Consider the following 14157-nt stretch of genomic DNA (forward strand, 5'->3'; position numbering starts at 1 on the left):
CATTGTCCACAAAGGTCATTACCTTCCCCCGTCCGGCCCAATCGGGGGTGCACCATGCGCACGAAAAAGGCCCGGTTCTGATCGAACCGGGCCTTCTCCCTGTGGTAGCGGGGACAGGATTTGAACCTGCGACCTCTGGGTTATGAGCCCAGCGAGCTACCGAGCTGCTCCACCCCGCGTTGTAACCACCACTATACACACCCGAGACGTACCGCGTTCCCGCCCCCCTCGTGGGCCCGGTCCCGTGTGGACACGCCGCCCCAGCGGCCGGCACGGCGCGAACGGCGCAGGCAGTCCCACCCCCACGACTTCCATTGCCCCAGCGCCCGCCAGGGCGCGAAGGGCACAACCAACCCCACCCCACCAACCGCACCCACGCACCCCACCCGCACCGGGCGGGGGTGCAGGGGGCCCGCCCCCTGCCGGGGGCCTGGGGGTTCGACCCCCAGAACAACGCGAAAGAGACCCCCACGTCCGCGCTTTCGGCGGACATGAGGGCCCCTGACTCTGTAGCGGGGACAGGATTTGAACCTGCGACCTCTGGGTTATGAGCCCAGCGAGCTACCGAGCTGCTCCACCCCGCGTTGCGAGTACTACCTTACGCCTCGGTTGCGGGGGCGTGCACACCGGGTGCCGGATGGCCCGGCACCCGGTGGTGCGCGTCATCCGCCCGGCTGGGGCGGCGCCGACGTCGTCGTCTGGGCCTTGGCGTTCTCGTAGGCCTGGGCGGCCTGCTGGAGCGCGGCGAGCGCCTGGCCCTGTGCGGCGAAGTCGCCGCTCTGCTGGGCCTGCCGGAGCTGGTCGAGCGCCGTCTGGATGGCGGCGACGGCCTGGTCGAGGGCCGGGCTGCTGCCGGTGCCGCCCGGTGCCGGGGTGTTCGTGGCCGGCGATGTCGGTGTGGTGGGCGGGGCCGGTGTGGTGGTGGGTTGTTGCTGGGTCGGCGAGGTCGCCGCCTGGCCCGCCTGGTCGCCGAAGACCTGTTTCAGCGCGTCGGAGAGGGTGGAGGCGAACCCGACCTTGGACCCGTACGACACGAGCACGCGGGCCAGCTGGGGGTAGCTGTTCTGGTTGCGTTGCTGGATGTAGACGGGTTCGACGTAGAGGAACCCGCCGCCCAGCGGGAGGGTGATCAGGTTGCCGAAGATCACCGTGACGCTCTGGTTGCTGAACAGCGTCCGTTCCTGGGCGAACCGGGAGTCGCTCTGGAACCGGTTCTGGACCTGGACGGGGCCGTCCACCTGGCTGTTGCCGGCGGCGGTGGTCGGTAGCCGCAGGACCTTGATCGCGCCGTAGTCCTTCGGATCCGACGACACCGTCATCCAGGCCGCCAGGTACTGCCGTTGCAGCGCCGTGAGCGGGCTGGTCAGCTGGAACGTGGTGCCGCTCTGCCCCGGCGCCTCGGCCAGGACGTAGTAGCCGGGCTGGTTGGCCAGACCGGAGGCGTCCAGGTTGGTGCCGCCCTCCTGGGTCGGGTCCTGCGGGACGTTCCAGAAGGTGTTGGTCGTGTAGAACTCCTGCGGGTCGGTGACGTGGTACCTGGTCAGGAGTTCGCGCTGGACCTTGAACAGGTCCTCGGGGTACCGGAAGTGCGACCTGAGCTCGGGCGTGACCGCGCTGCTCGGCTTCACCAGCCCGGGGAAGACCTGTTCCCAGGCCTTGAGGACCGGGTCCTTGTCGTCGACCGAGTAGAGGGTGACGGTGCCGTTGAACGCGTCGACGGTCGCCTTCACCGAGTTGCGGATGTAGTTGATGTTGTTGTTGGCCTGCCGGGCGACGCCGGCGAGCGTGTCCTCGGTGGCCGCGCCGAGCTGTGTCTGCTCCGAGTACGGGTAGTTGTTGAGCGTGGTGTAGCCGTCGACGATCCAGACGATCTTGCCGTCCACGACCGCGGGGTACGGGTCACCGTCGACGGTGAGCCACGGCGCGACCTTGCTGACGCGCTGACGCGGGTCGCGGTTGTACATGATCTTCGAACCGTCGCTGATGGCGTCGGAGAAGAGGATGTTGCGCTCGCCGTACTTGGCCGCGAACGCCAGGCGGTTGAACCAGTTGCCGAGGTTCACGCCGCCGGTGCCGTCGTAGCGGTAGTCGCTGCTGCTGGCGCTGTCGTACTCGCCGGGCGCCCGGCCCGCCTGGCCGCCGACGATGGCGTAGTCGTTGGTCAGCTCGCCGTAGTAGATCCGCGGCTCCTGCACCGCGATGCCCGGCGCGGACGGGTTGGCCGGGTTGATGCCCGCACCGGTCGGGTTCTGCGTGTCGCTGGTGACCGCGATCGGGTAACCGCCATCACTGTTGGCGCTGCTCACCGCGCGGTCGATCGTGTTGGCCGGAGCCGCCACGAACCCGTTGCCGTGCGTGTAGACCATGTGCTTGTTGATCCAGTTGGTCTGGTTGCCGGTGAGGTTGGCGGTGTTGATCTCACGCGCGGCGACCACGTAGTCCTGGGTCTTGCCGTCGATGTCGTAGCGGTCGATGTCGAGCTTCTGCGGGAAGCCGTAGAAGTTCTCCCTGCCGACGCGCTGGGTGAAGGTCGGGGCCAGCACGTTGGGGTCGAGCAGGCGGATGTTCGGCACGGTGGTGCTGTCCGTGCTGACCTGGGCCGCGGTCGCCTGCCCGGTGCCCGTGTAGTCCTCGTACTGGACGTTGCCGAGCCCGAACGCCGCCTTCGTGGCGTCCATGTTGCGGCTGATGGAAAGCGCTTCCTTCTGGTTGGCGTTCGGCTTCACCGAGAACTGCTCGAGGATCGCCGGCCACGCCACGCCGACCAGCACGCCGGACAGGATCAGCAGCACCAGCGCGATGGCGGGCAGCTGGATGTTGCGCAGGAACGCGCCGGCGAAGAACGCGACCGCGCAGATCGCCGAGATGCACAGCAGGATCAGCTTCGCCGGCAGCACGGCGTTCAGGTCGGTGTAGGTGGCGCCGTTGAACAGCGGGTTGCGGTCGGAGAAGAGCAGGTTGTAGCGGTCGAAGAAGTACTCGACCGCCTTCAGCAGGACGAACAGGCCCGCGGTGACGGCGAGCTGGACGCGGGCCGAACCGGCGAGCTGGCCGCCGCGGCCGGCGAGCCGGATGCCGCCGAAGAGGTACTGCGCGATCAGCGCGCCGATGAACGAGATCGTCACCGCGACGAACAGCCAGCCGAGCAGCCACTGGTAGAAGGGCAGCGTGAAGGCGTAGAAGCCGATGTCGTTGCCGAACTCGGGGTCGGTCTGGCCGAAGCTCGTGCCGTGCAGGAAGAGCTGGATGCGCTGCCAGTCGCCCTCGCCGGTGGCGCCCGCGATCAGGCCGGTGACCACCGGGATGCCGATGCCGATCAGCCGGATGCGGCCGACCACGGCCGAGCGGTACCGGGAGAGCGGGTCGTCGGCCCCGGACACCGGGACGAACACGGGGCGCGTGCGGTAGGCGATCCACAGGCTGAGCGCGAGGGAACCACCGACGAGCAGTCCGATCGCGAAGAACAGCACGATGCGGGTCAGCACCATCGTGTTGAACACCTGGCGGGCCTGGACCTCGCCGAACCACAACCAGTCGACGTAGGTGTCCAGCAGGCGTGCGCCGAGTAGCAGCGCCAGCACGATCACCGCGGCGATGATCAGCAGTACCCGGCTGCGTCGGGACAGCTTCGGCAGGCTCACTGGGGGCCGACTGGCCACTGCGCACGCTCCTGTTGTCGTGGTCCGCTGGCAGGGGTGCCGGTAACCCATGACACCCCCTGAACCCCTAACTGTAGGAGGGCCGCTCCGGGTTCCCCGATCGGCCCGAATCGGACACCCCCGGCGGGGACCTGACACGATGAAGAGATGTCATCGGAAGTCAACCCCGCGGCCGGGCCGGCCATCGCCGCGCTGGCCCGCGAGGTCGAGGAGTTCGTGTCCGCCGCCGGGTGGGACCAGGCGCCCCAGCTGTTCGCGCTCGTGCCGACCGACGCGCTGCTGCGCGAGCAGCCGGAGCTGGCCGGGCAGCTCGACCCGTCGAGCGCCCTGACGCCGGTGGCGCAGGAGCCGCTGCCCGAGGGCGACCTGGCCGAGGCACTGGGACGGATCGCCTGGCCGGACACGGTCGTCGGCTGCGCGCTGGCCCAGGAGATCATCGTGCTGCCGCCCAGCGCTGAGGAGGAACTGTCCTCGTCGGACGTCGACCGGATGCGCCAGGCCGCGGCGGACCACCCCGACCGCACGGAGGCGCGCCTGGTCGCGGCCGTCCTGCGGGACGGACCGGGCGCGTGCGTGATGCGGCTGCGCGACTACACCGCGACGGAGGACGCCGAGCCCGTCGACGAGATCGTCGAGCACCCCGACCTGGCTCCGAACCTGGTCGAGGCCCTCCGCGCGACCCTCGCGCCCTGACCTCCACGCGCCCCGCCACCGGGTTCGTGCTGCCGGGGCGCGTAAAGCAGCTGTGAGTTCCGTCCGGTCGCGACCGCGGGCCGCTCCGCTCAGCAGGACGGCGTCGGCTGTCCCGCCTCGAGCGCGTCCAATGCGGACAGCGCGCTGTCGAGGCTGTTCACCTTGACCAGCTTGAGCCCGTCCGGGTCGGCCGCCGCCGCCTCGGCGCAGTTGGCCTCCGGCGTGAGGAACACCGTGGCGCCGGCCTCGCGCGCGGCGACGAGCTTGAACGAGATGCCGCCGATCGGCCCGACCGCGCCCTTCTCGGTGATCTCCCCGGTGCCGGCCACGTGCTCGCCCGCCACCATCTCGCCGGGGGTGAGCCGGTCGACGATGGCCAGGGCGAACATCAGACCCGCGGAGGGGCCGCCGACGTCCTGCAGCGAGATCTTCACGTCGAAGGGCACGTCCGCCCGGTCGATCGGCTGCAGGCCCATGAAGCCCTGCTTCTTGGCCGGGTCCGGGTTGGCGGCGAGGGTGAGCTGCTCGGTGCGGGCCGGGTCGGTGCCGTGCTGGAAGGTGATCGGGATGGTCTGGCCGGGGGTGGTGTCGGCGACCGCGGCGGTGACGTCGTCCTCGTTGGTGATGGCCCGGCCGTTGACCGACAGCAGCCGGTCGCCCGCGGCGAGGACCTTGCTGGCCGGACTGTTCTCGACGATCGTCTGGGCGAGCACCTTGATCGGGAACCCGAGGTGGCGCAGGGCGGCGACCTCGGCGTTGCTCTGCGAGTCCTGGAACTGCTGGACGTTCTGCTGCTGGACCTGCTCGTCGGTCTCGCCGGGCCGGAAGTACTCCTCGCGCGGCGCGAGCGCGTAACGGCCGCTGACCCACAGCCCGAGCGCGCCGAAGAGGCTGATCTGGTCGTTGAGCGAGACCGTCGTCATGCGCAGCTCACCCGCGGTCGGGTAGGTCTGCTGCCCGTCGACCTGGACGACCGGGACGCCGTTGACCTGACCCAGCGTGTCGTAGGTGGGGCCAGGGCCGATCGCGACGTAGGGCACGCGGACGAACGCGCCGATGAGCCCGAAGACCACGATGAGCACGCCGCTGCACAGGACGGTCCACCCGCGCCGGGTCATGCCGGTGCGCGGGCGGGGCCGTGTCGCGCGGTGGCCGTTGCGGACCTCGTCGCCGTCCCCGGGCTTGGTGCCCGTCGCGGCGCCGGGAGCAGTGCTTTCGTCGCGGGACTCGCTCACGGCCCACAGCGTACGGTGACCGGCCCCCGGGCCCGATCACCAGGCCTTGATCGCGTCGAGCGAAATCGGACACCTCTGGCGCGGTCGGGGCAGCTGGGGCCGCGTACGGTGGTGTTATGAGCAATCTCCCGTTCGGCTTCGGGCCCCCGGATCCCGACAAGCCCGGTGACGACGGGCCGTCGGAGGGCGGCCCGCAGTCCGGTGCGGACGCGTTCAACCAGCTCGGACAGATGCTGAGCCAGCTCGGGCAGATGCTGAGCCAGGCCGGCAGCTCCTCCGGCCCGGTGAACTACGACCTCGCGAAGCAGATCGCGCTGCAGAAGCTCAGTGGGAGCGGTGGCGGCAAGATCGGGTTCGCCTCGAGCGGCGACGCCGACAGCGCCGTGCGCGACGCCGGCCACCTCGCGGAGCTGTGGCTGGACGCGGCGACGATCCTGCCTGCCGGTGCGAGCGTCACCGCGGCGTGGTCGCCGCGCGACTGGGTGCAGAAGACGTTGCCGACCTGGCAGCGCCTGTGCGATCCGGTCGCCCAGCAGGTGTCCGGCGCGTGGGTCGAGGCGCTGCCGGCCGAGGCCAAGCAGGCCGCCGGGCCGCTGCTGTCGATGGTCGGCCAGATGGGCGGCATGGCGTTCGGCTCGCAGCTGGGCAACGCGCTGGCGCAGCTCGCGTCGGAGGTGCTGACCTCGACCGAGGTGGGTCTGCCGCTCGGGCCCGAGGGCACGTCGGCGCTGCTGCCCGCGAACGTCGAGAAGTTCACCGAAGGCCTGGAGCTGCCGAGCAGCGAGGTGCTGGTGTTCCTGGCCGCCCGCGAGGCCGCGCACCAGCGGCTGTTCTCGCACGTGCCGTGGTTGCGGCAGCGGCTGCTGGGGACGGTCGAGGAGTTCGCGCACGGCATCAAGGTCGACACGTCGGCGTTGGAGCAGCTGGCCGGCCAGGTGGACCCGTCGAACCCGGCGAGCATCGAGGAGGCGTTGTCGTCGGGGCTGCTCGAGCCGCAGACGACGCCCGAGCAGCAGGCGGCGCTGAACCGGTTGGAGACGCTGCTGGCCCTGGTGGAGGGCTGGGTGGACGTGGTGGTCGCCGAGGCGGTCGGTGACCGTCTCCCGGGGGCCGACGCCCTGCGCGAAACGCTGCGCCGCCGCCGCGCGACGGGCGGCCCGGCCGAGCAGACGTTCGCGACGCTGGTCGGGCTGGAGTTGCGCCCGCGGCGGATGCGGGCGGCGTCGGCGTTGTGGAAGCTCGTGGGCGACCAGCACGGGGTCGACAAGCGGGACGGCCTGTGGTCGCACCCGGACCTGATGCCGTCCGCGGAGGACCTGGACGACCCCATGGAGTTCTCGGAGCGCCTCGGCAAGCCCGGCGAGCTCGACGACATGGACCCCATGGCGGAACTGGAGCGCACCGAGCCGGAGGAAAAGCCCGAGGACGACTCCAAGGAGTGAGGAGTCCTGGGACCGGCGACGGTCCCCGTGGTGACCATCCCTGGTGGCGGTGCCCGGTGACGGTTCCCATGGGTGGCGCCCTCGGCGGCGGTCCCCTTTGGTGGCGGTCCCCTTTGGTGGCGGCCCCCGGCGTCGGTCCCCTGGTGGCGTCCCCGGCGGCCCCCTTGGTGGCGGCCCCCGGCGTCGGTCCCCTGGTGGCGTCCCCGGCGGCCCCCTTGGTGGCGGCCCCTGGCGGCGCCCCTGGCGAAAGTCCCCTGATGGCGTCCCCGGCGGCGGTCCCCTGGCGACGGTCGCCTGGTGGCGCCCCCAGGCGGCGGTCCCCCTGGTGACCGTCCCCGGTGAGGGTTCCCGTGGTGACGGTCCGCCGGATGGCGGTCCCTGCTGGTGTACTCCTGGTTGGCGCGAGGGCCCTTCGATCAGCTGATCGAAGGGCCTTTGTTGCTGTTCACCGACCCGTGTTGCTGTTCGCAGGCGCCACCGGTGCACACCTCGCAACTGGGCTCACCGAGCGTTCACCCGTGCCCACTGAAACGCTGCCCTCGGTACCGGCGGAACCGCGGACCTCCGCCCCGCCGGATCACAGACCTCGCTGCGGTCGGAACGCCGACCTCGCTTTCGCCCGCACACAGACCTCGGCCGCGCCCGAGCGCCAACCCCAATCGCACGGCGCCCGCGCCCCGGTCCGCCCGCGCCCACGCCCCAATCGGACAGGGCCCGCACCCCAGTCGACCAGCGCCCGCGCCCGGTCCGACCGTCGCCGCACCCCACGCCCACCGCCGGCCCATCCGGAACACGTGCCCTCCTGCCAGAGCGCCACAGCCCAGCCTGCCCAAGCACACGACTCAGCCCCATCCGAGCCACGCCACCCACTCGACAGGGCCTACACGCACCCGGACCTCCTGGGACTGCCGACACGCGCACCCGGAACACCCACCAGTCCCGGCGAAACGTGCCGCCGGTGGGCGTGCCCGGCCCCGGCCGCCCGACACAGCGCGGGGGGACCTCACCCGACAAGCGAGGTCCCCCGGCTCGTTCCCGCTGCTCAGTCGTCGTCCAGCTCGCTGATCCCCCATCCGGCCGCCGCGGACAGGCCTTCCAGGTAACCGATGGCCCGCTCCGTCTTCGGGTATCGCCGGACCAGCTCCCAGAACTCCGCGTTGTGCGCCGTGACCCGCAGGTGCGCCAGCTCGTGCACCAGCACGTAGTCCAGCACCCATGCGGGCACGTTCTGCAGCCGGTCACTCACCCGGATGGTCCGGTCGACCGGCGTGCAGGACGCCCATCGCGTCCTCATCGGCGGCACCCAGCGGACGCTCGCGGGCAGCGCCTGCCGGTCCAGGTAGCGCGCAGACAACTGCGCACAGCGCGCGAGCAGGGCGGCGTCGGACTCGCGCGCCGGAGATGCCCGCTTGGTCTCCGTGCGTTGGAGCTTGCGCTCCATCTCGGCTACCCAGTGTTTCTCCTCGGCTCGGCTCATGCTCGCCGGGATGAGCACCACGAGGGTGTCGCCGTCCCGGTACGCGCTGACCGTCCGCCTTCGTCGTGCACTACGTCGTACTTCGACCTTGAGCTGCGGGTTCGTTGACTGCCCGGTGTTGTCCCGGTTCCTCAGAGAGGGCACCCGTGCGTTCGCCACCCATCCACGGTAAAGCCAGGGACCGACAACTCGGGAGAGTCGGCTTCCAGAAGGCCCGAGTTGTCCACAAGTCCACAGACCTGTGGATAACTCGCGATCTCGTTTAGCGTTTACTTAGCGACCTTCCGTCACGCTGTGCCTCATGACGGATACCGCGATCACCCAGCGCCCGATCTTCCTGCCCGAACGCCCCTGGTTGAGGCCAGGACTCGAGGTCTTCGACCGCGGCCCGGGCGAGGTCCAGATCGGGCTCGATCCGCGCCACGCGATGGTGGCCCTGGACGTGCCCCCGGACTTGGTGCGGGTCTTGCACCGCCTGGACGGCAGCCTCCGCCTGGAGAGCCTGTTCGCGCTCGCCGAGAGCGAACACGTCGAGATCCTGCGCGACCTGCTCACCAGGCTGACGCGCCTCGGCCTGGTCGAGGAGGCGTGGCCGCCCTCCGCGTACAACCGCCCGGCCAGCGAAGCGGGGCTGTGGTCGTTGTCGGCGAGACAGAGCCACGGCGAGACCGTCGCGCGTCGACGCCACAGCGCGATCGTGCTGTACGGGTCGGGGCGGTTGACGGTCGCGATGGCCGTGCTGCTCGCGTCGGCCGGGGTCGGGCACGTGCGGGTCGAGGCCGAGGGCAAGGTTGCCGACCACGACACGGGCAGTGGCTACACGGACGCGGACATCGGCCGGCCGCGTGCCGCCGCGGCCGTCGACGCGATCAAACGGGCGAACCCGTCGACAGTCACCCGTCGGCTCCGCGACGGGCGGCTTCCGGAGCTGGCCGTGCTTGCCGACGCCGTCGTGCCGGCACCTGAGGTGGTGCGGCAGCTGATGCACGAGAAGGTGCCCCACCTGGCGGTACGCGTCCGGGAGGGCATCGGCATCGTCGGGCCGCTGGTCCATCCGGGGCGGAGCAGTTGCCTGGGGTGCGCGGACCTGATCCGCCGTTCGATGGACGATCGGTGGCCCACCGTCGCCGGTCAGCTCGCCGGACGTAGCCAGCAGGCGGACCTGGCGACCGTGCAGGCCACCGCGGCACTGGCCACGGGTCAGGTGCTGAGGGCGCTGGGGCCGGTCGACGGGGTGCCGCCCGCGTGGAACATGACGCTCGAGATCGACCCGTACGAGAGCACGATCTACCACCGCCCCTGGCCGCCGAGCCCGGCGTGCTCCTGCGGGGCCCGTCCAGAGCCGCTGGTCAGCGGCGCGGCTGGGCAGACGGCTGCGGAACCCATGGTCGACAAGGCAGAATCCCAGGAGTGACCGACTTTCCCGAAGAGACCGACGACCGTGCCGATCCCGGGATCCCCCGCCGCACCGCCGCCCGCGCCGCGAAACTGGCGAGCCTGCCGCTCGGCATCGCCGGCCGCGCCGTGGGCGGCTGGGGGCGGCGTCTGACCGGTCAGAGCGCGGAAGAGGTCAACGCGAACCTCTCGGCGAAGGCGGCGGAGCAGCTGTTCGAGGTGCTGGGCACGCTCAAGGGCGGCGCGATGAAGTTCGGGCAGACCTTGAGCGTGTTCGAGGCGGCGGTGCCGGACGAGATGGCAGCGCCGTACCGGGACGCGCTGACCCGCCTGCAAGCGGCCGCGCCGCCGATGCCGGTCAAGCAGACGCGACGCGTACTGGCCGAACAGCTGGGCCGGTCGTGGGAGAAGCGGTTCACCGATTTCGACGATGCGCCCACCGCCGCGGCCAGCATCGGCCAGGTGCACCGCGCGGTGTGGCACGACGGGCGCGAGGTGGCGGTCAAGGTCCAGTACCCCGGCGCCGACGAGGCGTTGCGAAGCGACCTGCGGCAACTGCAGCGGTTCAGCCGACTGTTCCAGGCGCTCTTGCCGGGCACGGAGGTCAAGCCCCTGCTGGCCGAGCTGTCCGCCCGGATGGACGAGGAGCTGGACTACCGCGGCGAGGCCGACAGCCAGCGCGAGTTCGCGAAGGCCTTCGACGGCGACGAACAGGTCCTGGTGCCGAAGGTGGTGGCGAGCGCGCCCAAGGTGCTCGTCACGGAGTGGGTGACCGGCACGCCCCTGGCGAAGATCATCGCCGGTGCGGACGCGGAGACCCGCAACCACGTCGGGACGCGCCTCGCCGAGTTCCACTTCTCGTCGCCCGCCCGCGTGAAGTTGCTCCACTCCGACCCGCACCCGGGCAACTTCATGCTCCTCGACGACGGCCGCCTGGCCGTGATCGACTTCGGCGCCGTGGCCCGTCTGCCGCACGGCATCCCGCGGCAGCTGGGCGAAATGACCCGCCTCGCACTCGACCGCCGCTCCGACGACCTCATGCGACTCCTGCGTTCGTCGGGCTTCATCCGTCCCGGAACCGAACTCAGCGCCGACGACGTCCTCGCCTACCTGGCGCCGTTCACGGAGCCGCTGGCCACTGACCACTTCCACTTCACGCGCCGCTGGATGCAACGCCAGGCGATGCGGGTCGGCGACACGCGCGGCCGGGACTTCCGCACGGGCCGATCGCTGAACCTGCCGCCGGAATACCTGCTGATCCACCGCGTCACCGCGGGGTCAACCGGAATCCTGTGCCAGCTCGACGCGGATATCCCGGTCCGCGCGATCGTGGAACGGTGGCAGCCCGGCTTCGCGGACTGACCCTCACCTCCTCCCAGTCCGGCACGCCTTCCCCCGTGGCGGGTGCGCGGTCCGCCGTTTACCTGGTGGTCGGCCCGCGGCCCGCCGTTTACCCGGTGGTCGGCACGCGGTCCGCCGTTTACCCAGTGGTCGGCCCGCGGCCCGCCGTTCGCCCGGTGGTCGATCCGCGGCCCGCCCGCTCCCGATTGCCGCGTTCGCGGCCTGCCCCATCCCGATAGGTCCATCGCCCTTCTTCCCGGTAGGCCCCTCGCCCATCCCTTGCCGGTGGCGGGTTCGCGGCCCTGCCCGTGGGTTCGCGGCCCGTCGCGAGCCCACCTGCTGCCGTGCGCAATTCTTATGCCCGCTGTTCGCGTAGCGCGCGGCGGCAGCGCTCCACGAGTGCGCCCACCACTCGCGATCGACCTGCCAGCCCGTCCGCGTTCGCCGTCTGATCACCTCCTCTTCCCGGTGCCCGCGCGCATTCCTTGTCTTCCAGCCGACCTCGCCCGACGACCACTCTGCCCCATGTCTGCGACTCCGCCGGCCAACAAGCGCATCGAACGCCCCAGTTATCCACAATTTCGGCTCGATCGGCACCAAATGTCCAATCACACCACCGAGTTGTCCACAGTTTCCGGCTCCGCCTTCCCCGGTCGCCCCTCCGGCCGCACCCTGGACCCATGACCGAAACGATGCATGCCCCCAGGGCAACGGAATCGACCTCGAACGACGGCGTGACCACCAGCATTCACCTGCGGCGGGCCGGGATGAGCCAGCACGCGATCTCATCGCGGTGCCGCCCGGGCGGCCCCTGGCGGAGACTTCTCCCGGGTGTGATCCTCTTGAGCAACCGGGAACCCAGCCGAGACCAGCAACTGCGCGCAGCGGTGTACCACGCCGGCGACGGCGCGGTCGTCACTGGCACGGATGCCCTGCAGGCACAAGGAATTCCGCTGTCGCCCGCGCGCCGCGTGCACGTGCTGATCCCTGTCGAACGTCGCATGGCCTCCCACGAGTTCACCTGGCTCGAACGCACGTCGCGGGTCCCGGATCCGGTCGAGGTGGACGGAATCCCGTTCGCCCCACCGGCTCGCGCCACCATCGACATCGCCCGTCATGAACGAGATCCGGACCGGCTACGCCGGTTGCTCACACTGCCGGTGTACTACGGACTCTGCTCGGCAGAACAGTTGCGCGCCGAGCTCGACGCCGGCAACCAACGGGGTACTTCGGCTGTCCGGCAGACCCTGCGAAGTCTCGGCTCCCTCCGGGAGACCTATCAGCAAGGCGTGGCGCGGGAACTGCTCGGTGGCGTCCCCTTGCCGCCACCGGTGTGGAATGTGACCATCTGCGACTCACAGGGGACACGGCTCGGCGTGGTCGACGCGTGGTGGGACGAGGTCGCCCTCGCGTGGATCCTCGACCCCTGGGCCGGACGTTCGGACCAGCCCGTCGTGAACCACCTGCCCCTCACCGGCGCCGGGGTGACGGTCGTACGGACGATGCCGAACCGCCTGCGGGGTGATGCGCACGCCGTCTCGCGGGAACTGACCAGTGCGTTCGCAACAGCCGCCCGTCGGCGGCGGCCGAAAGTGCAGGCGCTGGCCGAGGTGGCCGCATAGAACGGTTCACCAGTATTCGGCCGGCAACTTGCCCTCGATGTCGCGGACGTGCTCACGAGCGCAGCGTGGACACAACCATCGGAGCAAACCGCCCTCCCGCTCGCTGACCCACGCCAGAGCCGCGACTGGGTCCTCGTCGGGTTTGCGCTGCGTTCCGCACCGAGAGCAAACAACCGGCTCGCTCATGGTTTCGATCCGAAGTGGACGGTCTGCACACCGAGCACGTAGAGGTCGTCCCGACGGGCAAGACAAGCCGGATCCGCCGGATCGAGCAGCCTGTGCAGGACTTCCCGGTCCTCCTGCGTGATGAGTTCCTCCCCGGCCGAGCCCAGCCAGGCGATGTGCTCCATGACGTAGTTGCGGACGGTGTCGTCCGGCGGAGCGGGAAAGTCGACAAGGCGACTGAAGGATCCGACACGCTCCAGACCCGCCTTGGCGAGCGCGACGTTCCAGCCGTACGGCATCCGGACCGAGCCAGGCATCCCCGCACGCATCTGCCCGAACCAGCGTTCCCGAGCCGCGAGCAATCGGCGTTCGAGCCCGGGTTCGCCGATACCCAGGTCCCAGGGCAGGCAGTAGGTGGGAGGGCTTCCCTCGACCAGGGCGAGCGTCCCGCGTGGTTTGAGTCCCGAGACGAGACCGGCGATGCCGGCTTGCTGATCAGGGAGGTGGTGGACCATCGAAGCAGCCCAGACGAGATCTGCCGCCGGCACGATCTGACCGAGTTCCACGGACGCGACGTCGGCGAGCACGGTGTCGATCACGACCTGCGCTCCGGACGCTGCCGCCGAGACAGCTCCTGGCCCGGGGTGCGCACGACCGACGGTCGCTGCGGCAACGCCTCCGTCGATGTCTGCTCGTGCTTGCTCTACCTCGAGCGGATGTCCGCCGCTTGAGATGTGGGACGCGGCCGCTGCCGTGTTCGAGGCCGGCTGATCGGCCACTGCGGCCGCATGCGCTTGGTCGACCGCGGCGCGCGCTACGCCCTGAGCGACTTCGACGAGTTCCGGGACGGCGTCGACCAGAACGAGCGTCCCACCGCCATGGCGGGCGAGGGCGGCGGCGAAGGCAGAGCTCATCCCACCGGCGCCACTGCCGGCGTCGACGACGACAGGCCCGGGACCGAGCTGGTCGACCAGGCGGGCGGCGATCTCTGCGTGAACCGGCGCGTGCAATTCGTCGGCCCTGCGGAGGGCCGGGATCCGCTCGGCCCAGTCGATGTCGTCATGGGTGTGTGGAGCCATGACGGCTATTCAACACCGGCCGGGATGGGCGTGCTGGATGTTGTGCTGG

Annotated in this window: 9 protein-coding genes and 2 tRNA genes; 5 read left to right on the top strand and 6 right to left on the bottom strand. The window is 70.6% G+C overall.

Annotation, left to right across the window (positions count from 1 at the left end; translation table 11 throughout):
- Positions 1 to 102: 102 nt before the first annotated feature.
- The 3 genes from FB470_RS05555 to FB470_RS05565 all read right to left on the bottom strand — a co-directional run bounded on the left by FB470_RS05555 (position 103) and on the right by FB470_RS05565 (position 3641).
- Positions 103 to 179 (bottom strand) — tRNA-Met (locus FB470_RS05555).
- A gap of 331 nt (positions 180 to 510) precedes the next feature.
- Positions 511 to 584 (bottom strand) — tRNA-Met (locus FB470_RS05560).
- A 78-nt stretch (positions 585 to 662) separates the two neighbouring features.
- Positions 663 to 3641 (bottom strand): UPF0182 family protein, encoded by a 2979-nt coding sequence (locus FB470_RS05565; RefSeq protein ID WP_306989275.1) that lies wholly within the window; start codon positions 3639 to 3641, stop codon positions 663 to 665.
- Positions 3642 to 3806: 165 nt separating this feature from the next.
- On the opposite strand from FB470_RS05565, the gene FB470_RS05570 reads away from it, so the two are divergent.
- Complete coding sequence (locus FB470_RS05570; RefSeq protein WP_306989277.1) at positions 3807 to 4352, top strand: PPA1309 family protein; 546 nt, start codon at positions 3807 to 3809, stop codon at positions 4350 to 4352.
- Between the two features lie 89 nt (positions 4353 to 4441).
- Here FB470_RS05570 and FB470_RS05575 read toward each other — a convergent pair whose 3' ends face one another.
- A complete protein-coding gene (locus FB470_RS05575) occupies positions 4442 to 5587 on the bottom strand; it encodes a YlbL family protein (protein WP_306989279.1) in 1146 nt (381 codons plus the stop codon).
- A 116-nt stretch (positions 5588 to 5703) separates the two neighbouring features.
- Between FB470_RS05575 and FB470_RS05580 the strand changes: the two genes are divergently transcribed.
- Positions 5704 to 7029 (top strand): zinc-dependent metalloprotease, encoded by a 1326-nt coding sequence (locus FB470_RS05580; protein WP_306989280.1) that lies wholly within the window; start codon positions 5704 to 5706, stop codon positions 7027 to 7029.
- Positions 7030 to 8071: 1042 nt separating this feature from the next.
- On the opposite strand, the gene FB470_RS05585 is transcribed toward FB470_RS05580, so the two are convergent.
- Entirely contained in the window at positions 8072 to 8641 is a 570-nt protein-coding gene (locus FB470_RS05585; RefSeq protein WP_306999065.1) for a M48 metallopeptidase family protein, read from the bottom strand.
- Positions 8642 to 8807: 166 nt separating this feature from the next.
- Between FB470_RS05585 and FB470_RS05590 the strand changes: the two genes are divergently transcribed.
- The 3 genes from FB470_RS05590 to FB470_RS05600 all read left to right on the top strand — a co-directional run bounded on the left by FB470_RS05590 (position 8808) and on the right by FB470_RS05600 (position 12864).
- The gene (locus FB470_RS05590) at positions 8808 to 9920 is read left to right on the top strand and encodes a ThiF family adenylyltransferase (protein WP_306989281.1); all 1113 of its coding nucleotides are present in this window, start codon (positions 8808 to 8810) and stop codon (positions 9918 to 9920) included.
- Positions 9917 to 11263 (top strand): ABC1 kinase family protein, encoded by a 1347-nt coding sequence (locus FB470_RS05595; RefSeq protein ID WP_306989283.1) that lies wholly within the window; start codon positions 9917 to 9919, stop codon positions 11261 to 11263. The genes FB470_RS05590 and FB470_RS05595 overlap by 4 nt, the downstream gene beginning before the upstream one ends.
- Before the next feature lie 659 nt (positions 11264 to 11922).
- A complete protein-coding gene (locus tag FB470_RS05600) occupies positions 11923 to 12864 on the top strand; it encodes a hypothetical protein (RefSeq protein WP_306989285.1) in 942 nt (313 codons plus the stop codon).
- Positions 12865 to 13046: 182 nt separating this feature from the next.
- Here the strand turns inward: FB470_RS05600 and FB470_RS05610 are convergent, their stop codons facing one another.
- Complete coding sequence (locus tag FB470_RS05610; RefSeq protein ID WP_306989287.1) at positions 13047 to 14108, bottom strand: class I SAM-dependent methyltransferase; 1062 nt, start codon at positions 14106 to 14108, stop codon at positions 13047 to 13049.
- Between the last annotated feature and the right edge of the window lie 49 nt (positions 14109 to 14157).

The organism is Amycolatopsis thermophila (genome assembly GCF_030814215.1).
GTDB classification, from domain to species: Bacteria; Actinomycetota; Actinomycetes; order Mycobacteriales; family Pseudonocardiaceae; genus Amycolatopsis_E; species Amycolatopsis_E thermophila.